The following is a 21,824-nucleotide window of genomic DNA, read 5'->3' on the forward strand; positions in this document are numbered from 1 at the left end:
GCCAAGGTTGGCATACCGCGCCTATATAGGCAGAGCAACCGCACACCCAAGGGGCAAGCATGATCAAACGCTATGGAAACGGCCCGGAGCCCGGCCGCCGCTATACCCGCAGGCCCGGAGTTTACGCGGTTTTGTGGGATCGGGGTGCTATTCTCACCACGTTTCAAGCCGAGCCAGAGCCGGAATATCAGCTGCCCGGCGGTGGCATCGACAAAGGCGAGCATCCGATTGCCGCGCTGCACCGCGAGGTGATGGAGGAAACCGGCTATCACATCGCGGGCATCCGGCGGCTGGGGGCGTTTCGGCGCTTCACCTTCATGCCGGAATACGATCTCTGGGCGGAAAAGATTTGCACCGTCTATCTGGCCCGCCCGGTGTTGCGCATCGGCTCACCGACGGAACCCGGTCATCAAGCGATCTGGATGCACCCGGAAGGGGGTTTGCGGCTGCTGGGCAATCCGGGGGACCGTGCGATGTTGGCGCGGGCTTTGCGTCAGCTGGAATCGGGCTGGGGGCCAAGATAATCAAAGATCAGGCCCGAGACATCGTCTGGAAAAATCCCACCCCCCGCATAGGTGTTCAAATCCCACAGCAGGGCCTCCAGCAGATCAGTGCTGCGCAACCTACTGTTATATTGAAGCATTTTGATCAGGCCATCGCTGCCGAGCTCCTCGCCCTCCGGATTTGGACATTCGGTCACGCCGTCGGATACCAAAAACAACCGATCCCCCGGCGCCAGGGCGAAGCTGGTCTGCGGATATTCCGCGCCCTCAATCAAACCAATCGGCAAGCCGCCATCGCCCAGCCGCTCTATCGCGCCACTTGCGCGCAACAACAAGGGATGCGGATGGCCCGCCTGCACCAGCGTCGCCAGCCCGGAGTGCAAATTGATCTCGGCATAGCCTAGTGTGAAATACTGATCGACCTGCAATTCCTCTAGCATCATCCGGTTCAACCGCGCCGCCACAATCGCCGGCGGCCAGGCATCGCGCCCACCATCTGGGCCCGTGCGCAGCGCGATATTCTGATCCGGCGACGCCCCTGATAGCAGCCCCGCCAGCCGCGCCGTCATCATAGCCGAGGCGACGCCATGCCCCGAGACATCCACCGAATAGACCACGATTCGCGCCGCATCGACCACGAAACTGCCGACCAGATCGCCGCCGACATGACCCGAGGGGCGCAACATCAGCGCCGCTTTCCCCGCACCAAAATCCCGCAACCGGTCGCGCACCAAAGTCTGTTGCAGCTTGCGCGCCTCAATCAGATCACGATCCAGCGAATCATACAGCTTTTGCAATTCGGCCAAGGTGCTGCCGATCAGCCGGTTCTTTTCGACCAACTCATCCTGCATGCCCAAAATCCGCTCACCGGCCCGCAACCGGGCGCGCAACTCATCGGCGCTGACGGGTTTGGTCAGGAAATCATCGGCACCATTCTCCAACCCATCGGCGATTTCGGTCTTTTCGGATTTTGAGGTCAGCAGGATGAAATAGCCATAGCCCTCGCGCGGAAGTGCCCGGAAAGCCTTGCAAAACTCCAGCCCCGTCATGCCCGGCATCATCCAATCTGACAGCACAATGTCGAAATCCTGCGCCCTGCACAAAGCCAAAGCTTCGTCCCCCGAAGCCGCTTCGGTCACCTGATAGCCCCAGCGCGTCAGCTGCATTTGCAGGATTTTGCGCTGCGCCTTGCTGTCATCCACCACTAAAACCGGGCGCTGCGCAAAGGCGCTGGGCCTGCGGGCAACCTCTGTCAGCGGAAGAAAAACGGATTTCACAACACGGGCCTCACCTTTGGTTTTTTCCTGTCTGCACCCAAGCTCTTAACGGCAAGTGAAACTTAAAACTGTGCCTATCCGCGGTGTTAGCGGTTACCGATTGTTAAGAGATGGCGCGCAATCTGGCTTCATGGGGTGGTGAAAGGCAGGTGTGCGGTGATCGAATGGGATAGGGTGAATGAGCTTCGGTCAGAGATCGGCGAAGACGATTTCGCCGAAGTGGTCGCGATGTTTCTGGAAGAAGCCGATGAAGTGATCGGGCGAATTTCCAAAACTGTTGGTGCCAAGGATTTGGAGGCGGATCTGCATTTTCTGAAAGGGGCAGCACTCAACCTTGGCTTCGCGCAATTTGCCGCGTTTTGCCAGGATGGCGAACGCCGCGCGGCAGGTGGCGATGCGGGTGTCGATCTGGCGCAGGTGTGCAGCAGCTATCAGGCGTCCAAAAAAGCTTTGGTGGCGGGGCAAAAGGCCAGCGCGGCTTAGATCAGAAACTCGGCAAGAATCTCATCATTGGTGATGTCGCGGTAGGTGAAAGCGGCGGCATCAAGCTGATCGAACAGGCTTTTGAAATTGGCAGCTTGGCTGGTTTCAATACCGATCAGAACCGAACCAAAATTGCGCGCCGATTTCTTCAGATATTCAAACCGCGCGATGTCATCCTCTGCGCCAAGCATCCCAAGGAACTCTTTCAACGCGCCGGGGCGTTGCGGCATCCGCAGGATGAAGTATTTCTTCACGCCGGAATAACGCTGCGCCCGTTCTTTCACTTCCGGCAGCCGCTCAAAATCAAAATTGCCGCCCGAAGTCACGCAAACCACAGTTTTCCCGGCAATCTCTGCGGCCAAATCCTGCAATACATCGACCGAAAGCGCGCCCGCTGGCTCCAGCACGATGCCCTCGACGTTCAGCATTTCCAGCATCGTCACGCAAATCCGGTCTTCGGGGGCGAGCAGAACTTCGCTAGGCTTTACCCAAGACAGCGCCGCAAAGGTTTTGTCGCCAAGCCGCGCCACCGCCGCGCCATCGACAAAGCTGTTGATCGTGCGCAGCTTCACAGGCTCCGCCGCAGCCAAAGCTGCCGTCAGACTTGCCCCACCGACAGGTTCGACAAAGCGATACGCCGTCTCCGGCGCTTCCACCCGCAAAAACCGCGTGACGCCCGAGGCCAAACCGCCACCGCCCACCGGCAACACCACCAGATCGGGCGCACGGCCCAACTGTTCCAGCATTTCCACCGCGACCGAGGCTTGGCCTTCAATCACATCCTCATCATCAAACGGCGACAGAAAATGTGCGCCCTGTTCGGCGCAGAACTTTTGGCTGGCCGTTAAAGTCTGATCGAAATAATCCCCGGTCAGCACGATCCGCACCGCATCGCCACCAAACGCCCGAGTCTTGTCGATCTTTTGCTGCGGCGTCGTCACCGGCATGAAAATCGTGCCCTTCACGCCGAAATGCTTGCAGGCAAACGCGACACCCTGCGCGTGATTGCCCGCGCTGGCGCACACAAACGCCATCTGCTCTGGGTGATGCGCCCGCACCTTGCGCATCGCCGTAAACGCCCCGCGCAATTTATAGCTGCGCACTGGCGACAGATCCTCGCGCTTCAGCCAAATCTCGGACCCGTAGCGCCGCGACAGATAGTCGTTGCGCTGCAACGGCGTGCGCGGAAAAATCTCGCGCAGGGCACGGGTGGATTGGCGGGCGGCATCGGAAAAATCGCTCATATCCCCGATTACGCCCGCCTGCGCCCGAAAAGCAAGTCAGACCAGCGGGCGCTTTTGAATGTAATGGCCATAAAGCGTGGTCAAAATCGACAGCCCCACCATTGTGACAGGCCAACCCGCGATCAACTGCCAGATGTTCGCCAGCAGGCCCACGCCGCCAAACACAAACCAACTGATCAGGTTCACCGCCCAAAGCGCCAGCGCCATGATCACCGCCAGTTGCAGCAAAGGCCGCCATTCCCCTGCCGTCGCCTGCCACCCCGCCATCAGGACCGGGTTTTCCCCCAACGCGGTTCCCGGCAGCGCAGCCGCCATCCGCAGGCCAAGGAAAATCATTGGCACCTGCACCATGACTGCGATCAAAAGCATCGACATAAAGATGCCGCCCATCATCAAGCGCCCGAAAAGCGTGCCGACAACCATGCCCAGGATCATCCCGAGCACCACCAAAACCAGCCCGATTAGCAGCGATTTAATGAAATACTGCCCCATCCGTTCGCCCATGAACGGCGGCACATATCCCGCAGGCACCTCGCCCAGCAGCACATAACGATGCCACGCCACAGCAAGCCATATGCCGGTGATCAGCGAGACAACCAGCACCAAAACCACCCCCAGCCCCATGCCGCCGCCCATCATCCCCATGCCTGACGAGGCCATAGCCGCACCCAGCGCCATGGTGATCCCCACCTGCACCAGATACAAAACCCCGGAAATCTTTAGCGCCGGGCCAAGGTTATCCATCACTTGCCGCAGCGAATGCGAGAAAATCTGCACGCCTTTCATAGTGACCTCCATATATTAAACCAATGCCGCCATGATTCACCCCAAGCGCACCCTGTCAACCGCCCTACCTTGCCCTTGCGCCCATTTCCCGATAATCGCGGGCGAAACCCGCATCGGAGTTCCCTATGACCGCCAAACTCGCCCCGAAGAAAGTCGTCCTCGCCTATTCTGGCGGTCTGGATACCTCGATCATCCTGAAATGGCTGCAAACCGAGTATGGCTGCGAGGTGATCACCTTCACCGCCGATCTTGGGCAGGGCGAAGAACTGGAACCAGCGCGGCAAAAGGCCATTCTGATGGGCATCAAGCCCGAAAATATCCATGTTGTCGATGTCCGCGAAGAATTCGTGCGTGATTTCGTGTTCCCGATGTTCCGCGCCAATGCGCTTTACGAAGGCCTCTATCTGCTCGGCACCTCCATCGCCCGTCCGCTGATCAGTCAGCATCTGGTGCGCATCGCGCATGAAACCGGGGCTGATGCGGTGGCACATGGCGCAACTGGCAAAGGCAATGACCAAGTGCGGTTTGAACTTTCCGCCGCAGCGCTTGATCCCGCCATCAAAGTCATCGCCCCGTGGCGGTTGTGGGATCTGACCAGCCGCACCAAGCTGCTGGAATTCGCCGAGGCCAACCAAATCCCGATCGCCAAAGACAAGCGCGGCGAAGCGCCGTTCTCGGTCGATGCCAACCTGCTGCACACCTCGTCGGAAGGCAAAGTGCTGGAAAATCCGGCCGAAGAAGCCCCCGAATTCGTCTATCAGCGCGTTACCCCCGTCGAGAAAGCCCCCGACACCCCGGAATATGTCGAAATCGGCTTTGAAGCTGGCGATGCCGTCTCGATCAACGGCGAAACCCTGTCGCCCGCCACCATCCTCGCCCGCCTGAACGACATCGGCGGCAAGCATGGCGTCGGCCTGCTCGATCTGGTGGAAAACCGCTTCGTCGGCATGAAATCGCGCGGCCTTTATGAGACCCCCGGCGGCACCATCCTGCTGGAAGCCCACCGTGGCATCGAGCAGATCACGCTGGATTCTGGCGCGGGTCATCTGAAAGACAGCATCATGCCGCGCTATGCCGAGCTGATCTACAACGGCTTCTGGTTCTCGCCCGAGCGCGAGGCCATGCAGGCGCTGATCGACAAGACCCAAGAATACGTCACCGGCACCGTGCGCGTGAAGCTGTATAAAGGCTCCGCCCGCACCGTCGCGCGCTGGTCCGACTACAGCCTGTATTCCGAAAAGCATGTGACTTTTGAAGAAGACGCCGGTGCCTACGATCAAAAAGACGCTGAAGGCTTCATCCGCCTGAACGCCCTCCGCCTGCGCCTGATAGCCTCGCGCAATGCACGGGTGGCAAAGCCGATCTGATTCGTTTTGCACGATTTGGAACGGAAAGGGTACGGACGACCAATATATCTCTAGCGCACTGTTTTCATTTCTCTATTTTGCGGCGAAAAATATCGTTACCGTCGTAAAAAGGGGATTCTCGAAGTGAATCCAGTCTGTTAAAGTGAGGAGACACCGCTTTGCAGCGAGGTCTACCAATGGCAAATGTGACGGGGTTCGAACCCGCGGGGGCGCAAGTTTGGACGCTCTGCCCCGACCGGATTAACAGTCCGGCGCAATAAACCACTCTGCCACACATCCGTAATCAGGATTGTTTAGACAATCCTGATTACGTTCAACGATTTTTTTACACTTATACACTAGATTTTGTGCTTGACCTGCACTGGAGGTATAGCCTTGGCCTGATAAGGCCGTTGCTTGCTACAATTTGTAGGCCGCCAATCGCTGATAATACGGCAGCGCTTCCGCCGCCAAATCGGCATAAACCCCGCCCAATTTCGGCAGCGGCCCCTCGGCCCCCTCAAACCCCGTGCTGCGATGCACCGCCGCATACCAATGCGGCGCCCAAGCGCCGTCGGCCTCATTCCCCCCGGCAGGCCAGTGCAGCATCTTGCGGGTAAATGGCACGTCAATCGCCGCGCATAATTTGCGCAGCATCGCCTCCGGGTCAGCGCGAATATCGTCGCAGTCGATCACCACCGGAGTGCTGCCAGACCATCCCGCCACCTCGTCAAACAACTCCGCCTGCTGCACAAAGCCAATATCGGCCTGCGTCGTGCCCGCGCGCTTTTTGGCGTAGCTGGCAATCACCCGCGCCGGATGCCTGATCAGGAACACATTGCTGCAAGACCGCATCCAGCGCCGATCAAACTGCGGGATCATGTGCAGGGTCATCTGCTTTTGATAAAACACCGCATTGCCACCCGGCACCGGCCCTTTGCAGATCGAGGCCACCACATCCGGGTCAGGCTCATGCGCCGCGATGATCTCGTCGCGCATCGGATGGTTGATCCCAGTATATTCCAGATAACCCGCATAAAACGGCTCATCCCACACCGTGCAATCGCCGCGTGCGGCAAAGCTGTACATCATCGCGGTGGATAGATTGCGCGGGCCAGACCACATCGCAATGCGTTTTGCTACCTGCGTCATGCCCCCACCATCGCTTTATACAGCCCCCTGATCCGCTCTGTCATCGGCCCCATTTGCCCGGTTCCAATCACCCGGCCATCCAGATTACCCACCGGAGTTTGCGCGCCAAATGTGCCTGTCAAGAACGCTTCATCCGCCGAATACGTCTCTACAAGGCTGAAATTGCGTTCAAACACCGGGATATCATTGGTGCGGCACAGATCAATCACCTTCTGCCGCGTGATCCCGTTCATGCAATAATCCCCGGTCGAGGTCCAAACCTGCCCCTTGCGCACGATGAAAAAGTTGCAGGCGTTGGTGGTGTTCACAAAGCCATGCACATCCAGCATCAGCGCCTCGTCCGCCCCGGCCTTTTCCGCCGCAATACAGGCCAGAATGCAATTCAGCTTGGAATGCGAGTTCAACTTCGGGTCCTGCGTCATCGGCAAGCCCCGCATATGCGGCACCGTCGCCAGCCGGATCGGGCGCGGCAGCTTTTGCCGCGAATGTTCCATGATGATCACCATCGTCGGGCCTTGCTGCGACAACTTGGGATGCTGAAACGGCCGCGTTTTGACCCCCCGCGTCAGCATCAGCCGGGCATGGGCATCTGCGATCATGCCATTGGCCTTTTGAGTGTCTAACACCGCCGAAATCACCTGCTCCCGCGTCAGACCAATCTCAAGATCAATCGTCTTCGCCGCCTCAAACAACCGCTCAATATGTTCGTCGAGAAAACTCCAGCGCCCGTTGTAAAGCCGTATGCCCTCCCAAACACCATCGCCCAGCATGAAACCAGAATCGTAAACCGACACCATCGCCTGCGCTTTCGGCACTATGCGACCGTTTACATAAATCAGAATACCCTCGTTGCGGGCATCTTCCTCGGCCTGATGGGTCGATACGTGGTCGGTCATGGCGATCTCCTGTTTAAGCACTAAGCTATTGCGCCGCAGAAGAAAGGCCAAGGGGCGCATCACCATGGCGTGACCTCACGGATGGGTGAGTTGCCGCGATCACAGCCAGCCCGCAGGTTGATGCAAAGAACAGGAGTCAAAAATGATCCGTCTGACCCTCGCCCTGATGCTGATCGCCAGCGCCGCATCAGCCAAAACCCAAACCGCTGTCGTTGCGGGGGGCTGCTTCTGGTGCGTCGAATCGAACTTTGAAAGCGTGCCGGGGGTGAAGGATGTGATCTCGGGCTACACCGGCGGAAACTCGCAAAATCCGACCTATGACGACCACGAAGGCCATTACGAGGCGGTCAAGATCACCTATGATGACGCTAAAATCAGCTACGCAGAAATCGTCGCTAAATTCCTGCACTCCACCGATGTGGTCGATGCGGGCGGTCAGTTTTGCGATCGTGGCAAGGCGTATAGCTCGGCAATTTTCGTCTCTGATAACGCGGAAAAGCAGATCGCCAAGGCTGAAATCGCCAAAGCCCAAACCGCGCTGGGTCAGAATGTCGTCACACCAGTGCTATCGGCCAAAACCTTCTGGCCCGCCGAGGCTTATCATCAGGACTATTACAAAAGCACCGATCTGGTGCTGACGCGTCGCGGCCCGAAAGAAAAGCGCAACGCTTACAAATTCTACCGTGACAGCTGTGGCCGCGACGAACGCCTTGAACAACTCTGGGGCTCTGCTGCCGAATTCACCCGCTAAAATTTATCTAAAATTTGCTTTCATCTGTTCCTAAATATCCCACGGGGTGCGGGGTGTGAAACCCCGCTCGCCAGATCAAGCATCGTAGCGCAAAAAGGCTCTAACCGGGCTAAACTAACGATTGTGCGCCCGCGCCTGCGACGACAACATCTCTGCCACAATTGCCCGCGCCGCCGCTGCCGGGTCCGCCGCTTGCCAGACCGGACGCCCGACCACAATATGATCCACCCCATCCGCAATCGCCTGCGCCGGGGTCGCTACCCGCTTCTGATCGCCCAAAGCCGCCCCCGCAGGCCGCACCCCCGGCGTCACGATCAGCTTGCCCACAGCCTGCGGCAAAGCCCGGATCGCGGCGGCTTCCTGCGGCGAGGCGATCACGCCATCCGCCCCCGCCTCCAACGCCCGCGCCGCGCGTTCAATCGTTATCTCGCGAATATCCCCCGCCCGGATCAGATTCGCGTCGAGATCGGCGCGGTCCAGCGAAGTCAAAACCGTCACCGCCAAAATCTTCAACCCGGTCCCGGCCCGCCCCTCTGCCGCTGCCCGCACCACCTGCGGATCGCCATGCACGGTCAGAAAATCCAGTTCATACTGTGCAATCCCGCGCACGGCTGCTTCCACCGTCGCGCCAATATCAAACAGCTTAAGATCCAGGAAAATCCGCTTGCCGTGTTCCTGCTTCAGCTCATTGGCCAAGGCAAAACCACCGCCGGTCAGCATCCCCAGCCCGATCTTGTAAAACGACACCGCATCGCCCAGCCGCGCGGCCAAATCCAGCCCTTGCACGATATTCGGCACATCCAGCGCCACGATCAAACGATCATCACGAAAATGGGCATCCGACATTGCGATCTCCTTGAATTTCCGGCGTCATGCGGCCAACAGAGGGGCCTGTCAAGGAGTGCGCCAGATGATCCTAGCCTTCGATATCGGCGGCACCCGCATCAAAGCGGCCCGCGTGCGCAACGGCCACCTGCATCCCTTAGGCGAAACCGCCACCCCCACGCAGGATTTTGCCACCTTCACCGCCGCTCTCGCCGTCTTCCACACCAGCGAATCCGCCATAGCTATCTCGATCACCGGGGTCGTCGATCCCACCACAGGCAGGATCAAAGTCGCCAATATCCCCTGTCTGGACGGCCGCAACGTCGCAGCCGATCTGGAAGCCGCGCTCAACCGACCCGTGCTGATCCTGAACGACGCCGATTGCTTTGCGATGGCCGAAGCCACCTCTGGCGCGGGCAAAGGCCATCGCAACGTCTTCGGCATCATCCTTGGCACCGGGGTCGGCGGCGGCCTTGTGCTGAACGGCCAGATCGTCACAGGGCCGGGCGGCTACGCGGGCGAATGGGGCCACGGCCCCGTCGTCCACGACCCCGCCTTTCCCTGCGGCTGCGGCCAAATCGGCTGCCTCGACACCATCGGCGGCGCGCGCGGTCTGGAACGCCTGCACACACACCTCACCGGGCAAGACGCCAGTGCCGAAGCCATCCTCGCCGCGTGGAAAATCGCCCCCAGCCCAACCGTCACCCGGTGGCTCGATCTGCTTTCGGGGCAGCTGGCGATGGTTGTCAACCTGATCGGCGCTGACATCGTCCCGGTCGGCGGCGGTCTGGGCAACGACCACACCCTGATCGCCGCACTGGATACCGCCACCCGCGCCCGCATCCTGCGCCAAACCGATGCGCCTCTGGTCGTCCCCGCCACAGTCTCCGCCGATGCGGGCCTCGCCGGAGCCGCCGCCGCAGGGGAGGCCAAATATGGCTAAAATCCTTCTCGAAGTCTGCGTCGATGATCCCGCTGGCCTCACCGAAGCCATCGCAGGCGGCGCGGATCGCATCGAGCTTTGCGCCGCCCTTGGCCTCGGCGGCCTCACCCCGACGCTGGGTCTGATGCAAATGGCCGCGCAATCCGGCGCTTTGTGCTACCCGATCATCCGCCCGCGCTCGGGTGATTTCACCTACACCGTGGCAGAGGTTGAGGTGATGCGCGCCGACATCCGCGCCGCCCGGCAGGCCGGCCTGAAAGGCGTCGTCCTTGGCGCAAGCCACCGTGATGGCCGCCTGAATGAAGCCGTCCTGCGGGTCTTGCTGAGCGAGGCCGCAGGCTTGGACACCACGCTGCACCGCTGCATCGACCTGACCCCGAACAAGCCCGAAGCCGTCACTCTCGCCAAGGCCCTAGGCTTCCGCCGCATCCTGACCTCTGGTGGCGCCTTAACCGCCGCCAATGGCATCGAAACGCTCAAAGCCATGATGCAAACCGCAGGCCAAGACCTGATCATCATGCCCGGCTCGGGCATCTCGCTGGAAACCCTGCCAAAACTATCCCACCTCGGCTTGCGCGAAATTCACGCCTCCTGCGCCAGCCCGCTGCCCAGCGGCGGCGAAGCCCTCGCCTTCGGCTTCCAGTCGGGCAGCGAAAAACGCACCGACAGAGCGAAGGTTGCAGCGCTGAAAACGGCATTGGCGGATTTAGCGAGGTAGCTTCGACAGATTGGGAACCGCTGCCGCGGCGCTTTAAATGCACTATTGGTGCAAAGGAAACGCGCTTGCAGGGCCATGATCGCAACTCAAGCCAGTGGCGGCAATGCGGACTTTGCCGCCATTTTGGGCGGGCAATCGAAGATTAGGTTTCCAAATGCATTGCCCAACACGCAGCTTTGACTTCGAGGGTTTCATCCTTCAGGTAGAAATGAAAATGACCTGTCCCCCGGCCGCCCATTTGAAATCCGCAAACTCCCTGCCCCACCCCATTTAATCAAAACAGATAAATTGGCCCCGAGTTGGGACCACCGCCTCACCGGATCAAAATCGCCCGGAAATCATTCACATTGGTCCCGGTCGGCCCCGGCGCGAACAGATCCCCCAAGGCCTCAAAAGCCGAATAGGCATCATTGCCCGCAAGCAGCGCCGCAGGGTCCAGCCCCAGATCCCGCAGCCACGCCATCGAGGCCCCATCCGCGAAGGCCCCGGCATTATCTTCCGAGCCATCAATCCCATCCGTATCCGCCGCCAAAGCCGCGAAATCGACGCCCTCCGCCGCCAAAGCCAGCGCCAGCAAAAACTCCGAGTTGCGCCCGCCCCGCCCCTTGCCCCGCAAGGTCACCGTGGTCTCGCCGCCCGACAAGATCACCACAGGCCGCTGAAACGGTCGGTTCCGATTGAACACCTCCCGCGCAACCGCGGCATGAACCCGCCCGACATCCCGCGCCTCACCTTCAATCGCATCCGACAAGATCACCGCAGGCACCGCCGAGGCCGCTGCCGCCGCCTCCAGACTGATCCGGGCCGAGGCGATCACCCGCACCTCATGCCCGGCAAACACCGGATCATCAGGATCAGGGGCACGCCCGTCCTCCCCCGCCAGCCAAGCCAACACCTTCGCAGGTAGTTCAATCTGCCAAACCGCCACCATCTCCCGCGCGGCTTCCCGCGTCACCCGATCCGGCACCGTCGGGCCAGACGCCACCTGCGCCGGATCATCCCCCGGCACGTCCGACACCACCAAGGAAACCACCTGCGCCGGAGAGCACGCCGCTGCCAACCGCCCGCCCTTGATGCCCGACACCTGCTTGCGGATCGCGTTCATCACCGAAATCGGCGCGCCACTGGCCAGCAGGGCCCGGTTCAACCCCGCCTCATCCTCCAGCGTCAAATCCCCCGGCGGGCAGGGCAGCAAAGCCGACCCCCCCCCGCAGATCAACGCCACCACCAGATCATCCGCCGAAAGCCCCCGCACCGCGTCAAACAGCGCAGCCGAGGCCGCGAGCCCAGCGTGGTCCGGCACCGGATGCGCCGCCTCCAAAACCTTGATCTGCCGGGTCGGACAGCCATACCCATAGCGCGTCACCACCACGCCCTGCAGCGCCCCGTCCCACAAATCTTCAAACGCCGCCGCCAGTTGCGCCGCGCCTTTGCCCGCACCAACCACCACCAGCCGACCCTTCGGGCGGGCAGGCAAATGGGCGCGCAGGGCTTGATGCGGGTCTGCCGCTTGCACGGCAGCATCGAAAAGCGCGGTCAGAAGCTGGCGGTCTTCGGGGGTCATCGGCCATCCTTGCTGCAAGTCGCGCCATGTTGGCGTGGGAGCAAGGGCAAGTCCATATGCGCTGAAGATTGGCTTTCCCCGCTGGGAATGACTTGTGTAAGTTGGAAAGCGAGATACTAAATGTAGTATGTGTAACTTCGAAACGCGGCTTTTGAATGAAAATCAGCAAGTTTGCGACGGCCAAAACAGCAACTGAACATAAAATAGCGCCCGCCCCGCACCACCGGGGCAGGCACTGTCACAGAGGATTAATGCACCACGGCCTGCAACGGTCGCGCGCGCCGCGAGGCTGACACACGGTCGCCGATGATCAAACCATCTGCCCCGGCGCTGACCTTGATCGTCGCACCGTCCAGCACGTCGCCCGACAGGATCATCTCGGCCAGCGGGTTTTGCAGGTGGTTCTGAATCACCCGTTTTAGCGGACGCGCCCCGAACACCGGATCGTAGCCTTCATCGGCCAGCCAAGCCTTCGCCTGCGGGTCAAGATCCAGCGTGATCTTGCGACCCACCAGACGGGCCTCAAGTTTGCGCAACTGGATTTCCACGATCCCGGCCATATCGGCGCGGTTCAGTCGATCAAAGATGATCTGCTCGTCTAGACGGTTCAGGAATTCCGGGCGGAAGTGCTGCCGCACGGCTTCCATCACCTGCGCCCGCGCGCCTGCCTGATCAGCACCTTCGGGCAGTTCCGAAAGCGCCCGCGCGCCCAAGTTGCTGGTCAGGATGATCAGCGTTTGCTTGAAGCTGACGGTGCGGCCCTGACCGTCGGTCAGCATGCCATCATCCAGCACTTGCAGAAGCACGTTGAACACGTCGGGGTGGGCCTTTTCGACCTCATCAAACAACACCACCTGATAGGGGCGGCGGCGGACGGCTTCGGTCAGAACACCGCCTTCATCATAACCGACATAGCCCGGAGGCGCGCCGATCAGGCGGGATACCGAGTGTTTCTCCATGAATTCGGACATATCAATCCGCACCATCGCCGCGTCGTCGTCGAACAGATATTCGGCGACGGCTTTGGTCAGTTCGGTCTTGCCCACACCCGTTGGCCCGAGGAACAGGAAGCTGCCCAAGGGGCGGCCTTCGTCGTTCAGCCCAGCGCGGGCGCGGCGGACAGCATTGGCAACGGCGGTGACGGCGGCCTGCTGGCCGATCACGCGTTTGCCAAGTTCTTCCTCCATCTTCAGTAGCTTCTCACGTTCACCTTCCAGCATTTTGGCGACGGGGATCCCGGTCCAACGCTCGACCACTTCGGCAATTTGTTCTGGGCGGACGGCTTCGGACACCAGAAGATCACCTTCGCGTGCTTCGGCTTCGGACAGTTTCTTTTCCAGCCCCGGAATGATGCCGTAGCTGAGTTCGCCTGCACGGCCCAGATTGCCGTCGCGTTTGACCTGATCCAGCTCGGCGCGGAAGCGGTCGAGTTGCTCTTTCAGATCGCGGGCCACTTCCAGCTTGTCCCGCTCATCTTGCCATTTGGCCGTCATGGCGTCGGATTGCTCCAGCAGGTTCGCCAGTTCTTTTTCCAGCTTTTCCAGACGATCTTTGCTGGCGGCATCATCTTCCTTCTTCAACGCCTCGCCTTCGATTTGCAGTTGCAGGATCTGGCGGTCAAGTTGGTCGAGTTCTTCGGGCTTGCTATCGACCTCCATCCGCAGACGGGAGGCGGCTTCATCCATCAGGTCAATGGCTTTGTCGGGCAGGAAGCGGTCGGTGATATAGCGGTGCGACAGGGTGGCGGCTGCGACGAGGGCCGAGTCGCTGATACGGACGCCGTGGTGCAGTTCGTATTTCTCCTTGATGCCGCGCAGGATCGAAATGGTGTCTTCGACCGTCGGCTCTGACACCATCACGGGCTGAAAGCGGCGGGCCAAAGCGGCGTCTTTCTCGACATATTTGCGGTATTCATCCAGCGTCGTGGCCCCGACGCAATGGAGTTCACCCCGCGCGAGGGCAGGTTTGATCAGGTTGGCGGCATCCATCGCGCCATCGGATTTGCCCGCGCCGACCAGCGTGTGCATCTCGTCGATGAACAGGATGATATCGCCATTTGCGGCGGTGACTTCGTTGAGAACGCCTTTCAGACGTTCCTCAAACTCACCGCGATATTTCGCACCTGCGATCAAAGCGCCCATGTCCAGCGCCATCAGTTTCTTGTTGCGCAAGGATTCGGGCACATCGCCATTGATGATGCGCAGGGCGAGGCCCTCGGCGATTGCGGTTTTACCGACGCCGGGTTCGCCGATTAGCACCGGGTTGTTCTTGGTGCGGCGCGACAACACCTGCATGGCGCGGCGGATTTCTTCGTCGCGGCCAATGATCGGGTCGATTTTGCCCTGCTCGGCGGCCTCGGTCAGATCGCGGGCGTATTTCTTCAGCGCGTCGTAGGTTTCTTCTGCCGAAGCTGAGTCGGCAGTGCGGCCCTTGCGGATGTCGTTGATCGCAGCGTTCAGCTTTTGCGGGCTGACAGCGCCTGCATCGAGGGCATCTTTGGCGGCGGATTTCACCATGCCCAGCGCCATCAGAAGACGTTCCACCGGAACGAACGAGTCGCCCGATTTCTTGGCGAGTTTTTCAGCCTCGTCCAGCACCTTAACAAGGTTCGGGTCCATGAAGGGCTGCGCGTCGCCGGAGACTTTCGGCAGTTTGCCCATCGCCAAGGCCAAAGATTCCACCACGCGCAAAGGTTCACCCCCGGCGCGGCGGATCAGGTTGCTGGCCAGCCCCTGATCATCGTCCATGATGGCTTTCAACAGATGTTCGGGTGCCAGCCGCTGATGGCTTTCCCGCATGGCAATCGTTTGCGCCGCTTGGATGAAACCGCGCGACCGCTCCGTGAATTTCTCTAAATTCATCGGTATCACTCCTTTTGCTCAAGCGCCCCAGCGATGCCCGGATCTCCAGCCCATCGACGGTGGCCTTGGGCGATATTTGGGGAGTTGTGATTGGCTTTGCAATGCCGTGGATCAAGGACAGCCCGGCAAATTTATGCAGGGTTTGAGCAGTTGTGCACACGAATCCGCCGATAATGCTACACGGGGTCGGCGCGATGCCGCCAGTTCTGGCTCTTACAACCAGAAGTGTGCTGAACGGTCTTGCCCCGCAAGGTGTTTGCAGCCCAATCGGAAATCAGAACAAGAAAAAGGCGGGGCAGATGCAGGATATTTTGCAGGTATTGATTCACAAGGCTCCGGTGCAAGGCCTGCTGCTGCATATCGGCAAAAGTGGCCTGTGTATTGGGGATGCCGCAGAGTTGCACCTGCAACCCGATGGTAAGATTGGGATTTTTGCGCAAGCAAAACGACCTTTGCTGGGGATTTTGCCGCGCCGCAGCTTCCGGCATCTGGGATATTTGGGGCCTGCCGCCACAACCGTTATGACCGAACCCTTGCGGCACAGCGATCATTTGCGGGTACGAATCGTCGGTTTGACGCCAGAGCATCTTTCCCCAAGCGGGGCTGCAGAGGTCTATATCTCGGTCTGGAGCAACACGCATCGCATGATGGGGGTGCGGCCACCCACTCCGGTTCAGGCAGGCCCGGTTGCGGCGAGCCGGGTTCAGGGCTCGTAACGCACATAGGCAAAGGCGCGGGAATCGGAGGCCCAGTTGGGCACGTTCATGGTGCCTTGCCCGCCGGTGAATTCCAAAATCCGGCGACGGATTTGGCCATTTGGGTCACAAAGGCAGAGCGCCACGGGCAGGTTTGCCGGATGGCCCAAAGTGCCGGGCGGGTAAGCCAGATACAGCAGGTGCCGACCATCCGGTGACGGATGCGGGAACCAGTTGACGTATTTATCCGCGAACAGCTTGTGTTGATCCGTGCCATCTGCCGCCATCACCCAGATTTGGGCATGGCCGTCGCGGTCACAGTTGTAGTAAATCTGGCGACCATCGGCGGAAAAGTCTGGCCCGTCACAATGGCCTTCCCCCATGGTCAACCGCGATTCAACGCCGCCCAGCGGCAGGGTGTAGACGTCGATCACCGTCTTTTCGCCCCGTGCTGCAACATAGGCGAGCATCTTGCCATCCGGCGACCAGCCATGCCACCAACTCGGCGCTTCAGGGGAAACCTTAACTGGATCACCCCCCGTGGCAGGCAGCAGATAAATCTGCGAGCCTTGGCCCTCATGATGCGAAGAAATCACGATCTGACTGCCATCGGGGCTGATGCCGTGGTCGTTGTTCAGCTTTACCGCCGCGCCCGTTTCGACAGGTATCATCGACGGCGCAGCAAGATTTACCCGAAACAGCCGCCCTTCGGCATTGATCAACAAACTCTTGCCGGAAGGCTCCCAATTCGGGGCTTCGATATGCCGTTCAGTCTCCAGCAGCAACCGAGAGGTGGCACTGGCGAGATCATAGATTTCCAGAAAGCTGCGCATGACAAGCCTATCAAACTAAGGGGTAGGGCGGGGTTCACCCCGCCCTTACCCATGATTACCCACGTTCCATCTACTGGCGAGATCGTAAATTTCCAGAAAGCTACGCACCGCAACCCTATCAGATAAGATGTAGGGCGGGGTTCACCCGCCGCCTGGATTGGCGGGGTGAACCCCCCCCTACCCATGATTACCCGCGTTCCTTCGGCGTCAGCAATTTCTTTGGCCGCAACGCCTCGGCGGCTTTGAACAGCCCGAAGGTTTGGTTGACGTAGTTCACCACGCCGCCAATCTGTTCCAGATATTTCTGCAACTCCGGGGTTTTCTCGGCCTCGATCACCTGCACTGGGCGATCTGGCCCTTCGGCCTCAAACTGGCAGTAGAACAAAGGCTCGCCGCGTTTCAGGATAATGTCCTTCTCCGGCTCATGCCATTCAAACGCCCACATCAGCGGACGTGGCCAGATGTTCAACGGGAAGCGCCCGCCAAAAATCGTGCCGGGCAGTTGTTCGCGGCGGTAATGTGCAAAGGCCGAAAGCTGGGTGATATAGACCAGCTCATCCGCGATAAAGCAGTAGGGCAGCGACATCTGCACGGTCGGGCGATCCGGGTAGCGCCATTCGGCCTCTGACACCAACGTCATCACCTCACCCAGTTTGTTGGCGCGGATGGTCGAGGCCGCCCCTGCCCGGTTGACCAGATGCGGCTTGCCTTTGTCATCGCGGCCAAAGCCAAGGTGCATGTCAAACGGGCATTTGATCATGAAATAGCGGCTTTCCAACTGGATCACCGCCGGGCAACGGCTGGCCGATTTGGCATGGGTCTTGTTGGTTTGGCGAAACAGCACCCGCTCGGGCGGATCATAGAGCACCGCGCCTTTGTCTTGTGTCAGAAACCAGCCGATGGTCACCGGGCCAGATTTTGGGCCATCTTCGGGGCGCTCAAAGGTCAGGTTGATGTCCATGCGCGGGCCTTTCGTTTTCGCCAGACTCGGCGGAAAGCCGTCTGCTGTCAATCTGCGGCGCGGACCAGTTGCGCGCCGGCCTGCGGCGACAGCTTGGCGAAGATCACCGCAGACGACAGCGACAGCAAGGCGATCACGATGAACACGATGGGGAAGTTGCCCAAGTCAGTGGCCGAGGTGCCGCGCAGATAGCCCGCACCCTCCAGCGTCATCGCGGCAAGGGTGATGCCGATGGAACCGGACAGTTGTTGCAGAACGGCGGTGAATGAGGTGGCTGAGGATAGCCGTTCCGATGGCACTTCGGCATAGGCGATGGCGTTGACGGATGTGAATTGTAGTGACCGCGACAGGCCGCCGATGAACAGCACGCCCAGCATCAGAAGCCACGGCGTTTGTGGGGTGAAACCTGCGGGGGCGAGGATGAACAGCGAGGAAATCAGCGCGTTGACCAGCAGCACCCTTCGGAAGCCAAAGCGGCGCAGGATCGGTTGGGCGGCGAATTTCAACACCAGCGCGCCGATGCCCGAGGCGAAGGTGATCATGCCGGATTGGAACGGGTTCAGCCCGAAGCCAAGTTGCAGCATGAGGGGCAGCAGGAAGGGGAGTGCGCCGACACCGACGCGGAACAGCGTGCCTGCGGTGACAGAGATGCGGAAGGTGGGCAGGGCGAGCAGGCGCAGGTCCACCATCGGGTTGGGCGTGCGCAGGGCGTGGCGGACGTAGAGGGCGATCAGGGCCGCGCCCCCGGCGGTCAGCGTGATCACGGCGAGCGGGCTGGCGAGGTTCAGGCCCATCAGGGTGGCGCCCGTCAAAAAGCCCGCAAGGCCGGGGCCGAGCAGCAGGAAGCCTGCGGTGTCAAAGCGGCGGGGTTCCGGCTCGCGCAGATCGGGGATGAACAGGGTTGCGAGGATCACGCCGAGCACCGCGATCGGGATGTTGATCCAGAAGATCCAGCGCCAGTCCCAATAGGTGGTGATGTAGCCGCCCAAGGGTGGGCCTAGAACGGGGCCGAGAAGGGCTGGTACGGTTAGCCAGGCCAGCGCGCCGACGAGGCCAGCGCGGGGGGTGCCGCGCAGCACGATCAGGCGGCCCACCGGGGTCATCATTGAGCCGCCCAGACCTTGCAGGGCGCGCGCGGCGACGAGCTCGATCAGGTTGGTGGAGAGGGCGCAGGCGATGGAGCCGAGGGCAAACACCACGATGGCCGCGCGGAAGATTTTGCGCGCCCCGAAGCGGTCGGCCATCCAGCCTGAGGCGGGGATGAAGACGGCAAGGGCGAGCAGGTAGGTGGTGAGGACCAGCTTGAGGTGGATCGGATCAGAGTTCAGATCGCGGGCGATCTGGGGCAGCGAGGTGGCGAGGACGGAGCTGTCAATATTCTCCATCAACAGGGCTGTCGCGACGATCAGGGGCAGGATGCGGGCGGAGGGCATGGCGAGAAGATGCGGCAAGGTCCGGGCGGGTGCAAGGGCGGTTCGGAGGGGTGGCACGCGGTTGTGAAGGGGGTGGATATGGGTGTTTTGGGTGTGGTCCCGAGTCGGGACCTTGGGGTTATTGTTTTGGATCAGGGGGTTACGAATTTTTTAATGAAGGGTTGGTGGGTTCAACCGGTCAGCGCAACGGCTCGATCAAAGGTATCAGCGGGCGTGTGAAAGCCAAGCGTTTTTCATGGCCTCGTGTTCAGCCGCAGGGCAACTTGGTCGAGATCTCCTTGGGTGTAGACGGATAGGTCCGTGCCGTTCGGGAAGTATTGGCGCAGCAAACCATTTGTGTTTTCGTTGCTGCCGCGCTGCCAGGGGCTTTTCGGATCACAGAAGTAGACGCTGACATCCGTCGCGACGGTGAACTTGCGATGATAAGCCAGTTCCGTTCCCCGATCCCAGGTCAGCGAGGCCATCACGCCCTGCGGCAGATGTTGCACCCAGGCAATCAAGGCGCTGACTACGCTGTCGCTGTCCTTGCCGGCGACCTTGACCAGCATCACGAAGCGCGAGCTGCGTTCGACGAGCGTGGCGATGTGGCTGTTTCTGGCACCACTCAGCAGATCGCCTTCCCAGTGGCCGGGAATGGCTCGATCCTCGATCTCAGCTGGTCTGTCGCGGATCGACACGGCATCAATGATCTGCCCCCGCGTCTGCCCCGCCGTTGTCGAGGTTCGGCCCCTGCGCATGATCCTGCGGCTGCGCAGGTGGGCCAGCAGCTCCTTCTTGAGCACGCCACGTGCCTGAATGAACAGGGTTTTGTAGATCGTCTCGTGCGATACGTTCATGGAAGCGTCTCCGGGATACTGGGACCTCAGCCACCCAGCGATCTGCTGTGGCGACCATTGCCCCGACAGCTTTCCGGCGACCAGTTTGCACAGGGCCGGGCTGAATGCCAACAGGCAGGGCTTGGGGCGGCGTGCGCATTCCAATGCCCGATCATCAGCGCGGATGGCTCGATAGGCCCGGCGGCCGCCATTACAGGCAACTTCACGGCTGATTGTGGAACCAGCCCGCCCCAGAAGTCGGCCAAGCTGCCTGAAAGAGCGCCCTTCAACGAGGCCGCGCGATATCTCTTCCCGCTCCGTCATGCTGAGAGACCCGGATTTGCGCGACCGGGGCATCGGCGCAAAACCACCCTTCGCTGCGACAACGCCAAACACCGATGCCGCGTGCTTGCCCAATGCACGCCCGATCTCACTCAGTGTCTCCCCATCCTTCCAACGTCGCCAGAGTTCGGTCTTCTGCTCGTGCGATTAGCCTGGGCGGCCGGTTCGTGCCATCTTGGGTCCTTTCATAACATCTCAAATCAAAGATGTTGCGCTGACCGGTTGAACCCACCGTTAACCATTTTGGGAAGTGGGGTTGGGGGTCAGCGTCGAAGCTGCTTTGCAAAGGTAAGTGGAATGACCCGTGTCAAGGAAGGCGGTGGTGTGGCTGTTATGCGGGACAGAGCGGCATTTGCTGCATTTACATTGTGAGCCGCGAACTCTTCCGCACTATCTATGCACCGACAGGTAAGTGGCCCGTCGACGGTGCGGCACGGCCGCCGCAATACCATTGCCAGCATTGCCCGTTTAGGTCAGCGTTGCGGACCAACTCGCTGCTAGGCTATGTTTTCACCCTTACGCGGGGCAAAGATGAAACTCAGGCTGTTGATCGACACATCTGTATGGCTGGATATCACGAAGGATTCTCGCCACCTGCCACTGCTCGACGCACTTCTTACAATGAAAGAGGCCGATGCCGTTGAATTGATCCTGCCGCAGATCATCTTGGACGAGTTTGCCCGAAACCGCGACCGAGTGATCGCATCCACCCGAGCCAGCCTATCGAGCCACTTCAAGCGGGTGAAGGATGCCATCGTTCAGTTCGGACCCGAAGAAGGACGAGACAAGGTTCTGCGTCACTTAAACGAGATAGATCACCGCATTGCGGTTGGTAGTGAGGCGGTGAGCGAAGCTGTGAGCCTGATCGAGAAGCTGTTTACCATGACCGTGCCGATCCCAGCCAGCGAGAACATAAAGGCCCGCGCTGCCGATCGTGCCATTGCAAAAGTTGCACCGTTCCATAGGCAGATCTGGACCTGTCCCGGTTTCGTTCCGGTCAGGTGCTCATGTTGGGCGGCCTTCTGTTCGAAAGCCACGGGGGATTTCCAGCCAATTGCTGAGTGTCTGCGTCGGGGATTATAGAAGCCGTTTATGTATTCGAAGAGGGCAACTTCGACCTTGCGGCGGCTTTGCCAGTTCCGGCGCCAGACCAGTTCGGCCTTCAGCGATTTGAAGAAACTTTCGACAGCAGAGTTGTCGTAGCAATTGCCCTTGCCGCTCATCGATGCCTTGAACCCTTTGTTGCGCAGAAGCTTTTGATAATCATGAGCGCAGTATTGCGAGCCACGGTCCGTGTGGTGAATGCAGCCCGGTGGCGGCCTCCGCAGTGCGATTGCCATGCTGAGCGCCCTCAGTGCCAGATCCTGCTTAATCCGGTTGCTGATGGCCCAGCCAA

Annotated in this window: 19 protein-coding genes, 1 tRNA gene and 2 pseudogenes; 8 read left to right on the forward strand and 14 right to left on the reverse strand. The window is 60.2% G+C overall.

What is annotated here, in order from left to right; genetic code table 11:
• Positions 1–59: 59 nt before the first annotated feature.
• Positions 60–524 carry an NUDIX hydrolase gene (locus ACP7AP_RS03975; protein ID WP_426032454.1) on the forward strand — a complete coding sequence of 155 codons (465 nt, stop codon included), beginning with the start codon at positions 60–62 and terminating at the stop codon, positions 522–524.
• Here the strand turns inward: ACP7AP_RS03975 and ACP7AP_RS03980 are convergent.
• Positions 494–1,759 (reverse strand): PP2C family protein-serine/threonine phosphatase, encoded by a 1,266-nt coding sequence (locus tag ACP7AP_RS03980; RefSeq protein ID WP_426032500.1) that lies wholly within the window; start codon positions 1,757–1,759, stop codon positions 494–496. The two genes, ACP7AP_RS03975 and ACP7AP_RS03980, sit on opposite strands and share 31 nt — an antisense overlap.
• Before the next feature lie 195 nt (positions 1,760–1,954).
• On the opposite strand from ACP7AP_RS03980, the gene ACP7AP_RS03985 reads away from it, so the two are divergent.
• Positions 1,955–2,263, forward strand: a complete 309-nt coding sequence (locus ACP7AP_RS03985) for an Hpt domain-containing protein (protein ID WP_426032456.1) — start codon at positions 1,955–1,957, stop codon at positions 2,261–2,263.
• On the opposite strand, the gene ilvA is transcribed toward ACP7AP_RS03985, so the two are convergent.
• Together ilvA and ACP7AP_RS03995 are read right to left on the reverse strand one after the other, a co-directional pair.
• The gene (gene ilvA, locus ACP7AP_RS03990) at positions 2,260–3,507 is read right to left on the reverse strand and encodes a threonine ammonia-lyase IlvA (protein ID WP_426032458.1); all 1,248 of its coding nucleotides are present in this window, start codon (positions 3,505–3,507) and stop codon (positions 2,260–2,262) included. The two genes, ACP7AP_RS03985 and ilvA, sit on opposite strands and share 4 nt — an antisense overlap.
• A 36-nt stretch (positions 3,508–3,543) precedes the next feature.
• Positions 3,544–4,293 carry a hypothetical protein gene (locus tag ACP7AP_RS03995; RefSeq protein WP_426032460.1) on the reverse strand — a complete coding sequence of 250 codons (750 nt, stop codon included), beginning with the start codon at positions 4,291–4,293 and terminating at the stop codon, positions 3,544–3,546.
• A 125-nt stretch (positions 4,294–4,418) separates the two neighbouring features.
• On the opposite strand from ACP7AP_RS03995, the gene ACP7AP_RS04000 reads away from it, so the two are divergent.
• Entirely contained in the window at positions 4,419–5,660 is a 1,242-nt protein-coding gene (locus tag ACP7AP_RS04000; protein WP_426032462.1) for an argininosuccinate synthase, read from the forward strand.
• 177 nt (positions 5,661–5,837) lie between these two features.
• On the opposite strand, the gene ACP7AP_RS04005 is transcribed toward ACP7AP_RS04000, so the two are convergent.
• From ACP7AP_RS04005 to ACP7AP_RS04015, 3 genes are all read right to left on the reverse strand, one after another.
• Positions 5,838–5,939: transfer RNA gene (locus tag ACP7AP_RS04005), tRNA-Asn, on the reverse strand.
• A 120-nt stretch (positions 5,940–6,059) separates the two neighbouring features.
• The gene (locus ACP7AP_RS04010; RefSeq protein ID WP_426032502.1) at positions 6,060–6,764 is read right to left on the reverse strand and encodes an HAD family hydrolase; all 705 of its coding nucleotides are present in this window, start codon (positions 6,762–6,764) and stop codon (positions 6,060–6,062) included.
• Between the two features lie 23 nt (positions 6,765–6,787).
• Positions 6,788–7,687 (reverse strand): D-amino acid aminotransferase, encoded by a 900-nt coding sequence (locus ACP7AP_RS04015; RefSeq protein ID WP_426032464.1) that lies wholly within the window; start codon positions 7,685–7,687, stop codon positions 6,788–6,790.
• Between the two features lie 142 nt (positions 7,688–7,829).
• Between ACP7AP_RS04015 and msrA the strand changes: the two genes are divergently transcribed.
• Positions 7,830–8,438 carry a peptide-methionine (S)-S-oxide reductase MsrA gene (gene msrA, locus ACP7AP_RS04020; protein ID WP_426032466.1) on the forward strand — a complete coding sequence of 203 codons (609 nt, stop codon included), beginning with the start codon at positions 7,830–7,832 and terminating at the stop codon, positions 8,436–8,438.
• A gap of 114 nt (positions 8,439–8,552) precedes the next feature.
• On the opposite strand, the gene pyrF is transcribed toward msrA, so the two are convergent.
• A complete protein-coding gene (pyrF, locus tag ACP7AP_RS04025; RefSeq protein WP_426032468.1) occupies positions 8,553–9,284 on the reverse strand; it encodes an orotidine-5'-phosphate decarboxylase in 732 nt (243 codons plus the stop codon).
• A 64-nt stretch (positions 9,285–9,348) separates the two neighbouring features.
• Here pyrF and ACP7AP_RS04030 point away from each other — a divergent pair, with 64 nt between their 5' ends.
• Together ACP7AP_RS04030 and ACP7AP_RS04035 are read left to right on the forward strand one after the other, a co-directional pair.
• Positions 9,349–10,206, forward strand: a complete 858-nt coding sequence (locus ACP7AP_RS04030) for an ROK family protein (protein WP_426032470.1) — start codon at positions 9,349–9,351, stop codon at positions 10,204–10,206.
• A complete protein-coding gene (locus tag ACP7AP_RS04035) occupies positions 10,199–10,924 on the forward strand; it encodes a copper homeostasis protein CutC (RefSeq protein WP_426032472.1) in 726 nt (241 codons plus the stop codon). Before ACP7AP_RS04030 ends, ACP7AP_RS04035 begins: the two co-directional genes overlap by 8 nt.
• A 313-nt stretch (positions 10,925–11,237) precedes the next feature.
• Here ACP7AP_RS04035 and ACP7AP_RS04040 read toward each other — a convergent pair whose 3' ends face one another.
• Both ACP7AP_RS04040 and clpB read right to left on the reverse strand, forming a co-directional pair.
• Positions 11,238–12,488, reverse strand: coding sequence for a glycerate kinase type-2 family protein (locus ACP7AP_RS04040; protein ID WP_426032474.1), 1,251 nt, complete (start codon positions 12,486–12,488; stop codon positions 11,238–11,240).
• 248 nt (positions 12,489–12,736) lie between these two features.
• On the reverse strand, positions 12,737–15,349 hold the full coding sequence (gene clpB / locus ACP7AP_RS04045) for an ATP-dependent chaperone ClpB (protein ID WP_426032476.1): 2,613 nt from the start codon (positions 15,347–15,349) through the stop codon (positions 12,737–12,739).
• Between the two features lie 299 nt (positions 15,350–15,648).
• Here clpB and ACP7AP_RS04050 point away from each other — a divergent pair, with 299 nt between their 5' ends.
• On the forward strand, positions 15,649–16,065 hold the full coding sequence (locus tag ACP7AP_RS04050; protein WP_426032478.1) for a hypothetical protein: 417 nt from the start codon (positions 15,649–15,651) through the stop codon (positions 16,063–16,065).
• Here ACP7AP_RS04050 and ACP7AP_RS04055 read toward each other — a convergent pair.
• The 4 genes and pseudogenes from ACP7AP_RS04055 to ACP7AP_RS04070 form a co-directional block, all read right to left on the reverse strand.
• Positions 16,053–16,877, reverse strand: coding sequence for a TolB family protein (locus ACP7AP_RS04055; protein ID WP_426032480.1), 825 nt, complete (start codon positions 16,875–16,877; stop codon positions 16,053–16,055). The two genes, ACP7AP_RS04050 and ACP7AP_RS04055, sit on opposite strands and share 13 nt — an antisense overlap.
• A gap of 187 nt (positions 16,878–17,064) precedes the next feature.
• Positions 17,065–17,838: a hypothetical protein gene (locus tag ACP7AP_RS04060; RefSeq protein ID WP_426032482.1), complete on the reverse strand. Its 774-nt coding sequence runs from the start codon at positions 17,836–17,838 to the stop codon at positions 17,065–17,067.
• Positions 17,839–17,885: 47 nt separating this feature from the next.
• Positions 17,886–19,328, reverse strand: coding sequence for a DHA2 family efflux MFS transporter permease subunit (locus tag ACP7AP_RS04065; protein ID WP_426032484.1), 1,443 nt, complete (start codon positions 19,326–19,328; stop codon positions 17,886–17,888).
• A 113-nt stretch (positions 19,329–19,441) separates the two neighbouring features.
• Positions 19,442–20,602, reverse strand: a pseudogene (locus ACP7AP_RS04070) (IS30 family transposase).
• Positions 20,603–20,959: 357 nt separating this feature from the next.
• On the opposite strand from ACP7AP_RS04070, the gene ACP7AP_RS04075 reads away from it, so the two are divergent.
• The gene (locus tag ACP7AP_RS04075) at positions 20,960–21,511 is read left to right on the forward strand and encodes a PIN domain-containing protein (protein WP_426032486.1); all 552 of its coding nucleotides are present in this window, start codon (positions 20,960–20,962) and stop codon (positions 21,509–21,511) included.
• Here the strand turns inward: ACP7AP_RS04075 and ACP7AP_RS04080 are convergent.
• Positions 21,442–21,824, reverse strand: a pseudogene (locus tag ACP7AP_RS04080) (IS3 family transposase); the annotation flags it as partial. The gene ACP7AP_RS04075 and the pseudogene ACP7AP_RS04080 sit on opposite strands and share 70 nt — an antisense overlap.

This window comes from Cypionkella sp. TWP1-2-1b2 (assembly GCF_049896245.1).
Taxonomy (GTDB): Bacteria; Pseudomonadota; Alphaproteobacteria; order Rhodobacterales; family Rhodobacteraceae; genus Cypionkella.

Bases quoted from the DNA above. Each gene is read 5' to 3' on its own strand.
- ACP7AP_RS03975 (WP_426032454.1), top strand. From the start codon at position 60: ATGATCAAACGCTATGGAAACGGCCCGGAGCCCGGCCGCCGCTATACC.
- ilvA (WP_426032458.1), bottom strand. From the start codon at position 3,507: ATGAGCGATTTTTCCGATGCCGCCCGCCAATCCACCCGTGCCCTGCGC.
- ACP7AP_RS03995 (WP_426032460.1), bottom strand. From the start codon at position 4,293: ATGAAAGGCGTGCAGATTTTCTCGCATTCGCTGCGGCAAGTGATGGAT.
- ACP7AP_RS04000 (WP_426032462.1), top strand. From the start codon at position 4,419: ATGACCGCCAAACTCGCCCCGAAGAAAGTCGTCCTCGCCTATTCTGGC.
- ACP7AP_RS04010 (WP_426032502.1), bottom strand. From the start codon at position 6,764: ATGTGGTCTGGCCCGCGCAATCTATCCACCGCGATGATGTACAGCTTT.
- ACP7AP_RS04015 (WP_426032464.1), bottom strand. From the start codon at position 7,687: ATGACCGACCACGTATCGACCCATCAGGCCGAGGAAGATGCCCGCAAC.
- msrA (WP_426032466.1), top strand. From the start codon at position 7,830: ATGATCCGTCTGACCCTCGCCCTGATGCTGATCGCCAGCGCCGCATCA.
- pyrF (WP_426032468.1), bottom strand. From the start codon at position 9,284: ATGTCGGATGCCCATTTTCGTGATGATCGTTTGATCGTGGCGCTGGAT.
- ACP7AP_RS04030 (WP_426032470.1), top strand. From the start codon at position 9,349: ATGATCCTAGCCTTCGATATCGGCGGCACCCGCATCAAAGCGGCCCGC.
- ACP7AP_RS04035 (WP_426032472.1), top strand. From the start codon at position 10,199: ATGGCTAAAATCCTTCTCGAAGTCTGCGTCGATGATCCCGCTGGCCTC.
- ACP7AP_RS04040 (WP_426032474.1), bottom strand. From the start codon at position 12,488: ATGACCCCCGAAGACCGCCAGCTTCTGACCGCGCTTTTCGATGCTGCC.
- clpB (WP_426032476.1), bottom strand. From the start codon at position 15,349: ATGAATTTAGAGAAATTCACGGAGCGGTCGCGCGGTTTCATCCAAGCG.
- ACP7AP_RS04050 (WP_426032478.1), top strand. From the start codon at position 15,649: ATGCAGGATATTTTGCAGGTATTGATTCACAAGGCTCCGGTGCAAGGC.
- ACP7AP_RS04055 (WP_426032480.1), bottom strand. From the start codon at position 16,877: ATGCGCAGCTTTCTGGAAATCTATGATCTCGCCAGTGCCACCTCTCGG.
- ACP7AP_RS04060 (WP_426032482.1), bottom strand. From the start codon at position 17,838: ATGGACATCAACCTGACCTTTGAGCGCCCCGAAGATGGCCCAAAATCT.
- ACP7AP_RS04075 (WP_426032486.1), top strand. From the start codon at position 20,960: ATGAAACTCAGGCTGTTGATCGACACATCTGTATGGCTGGATATCACG.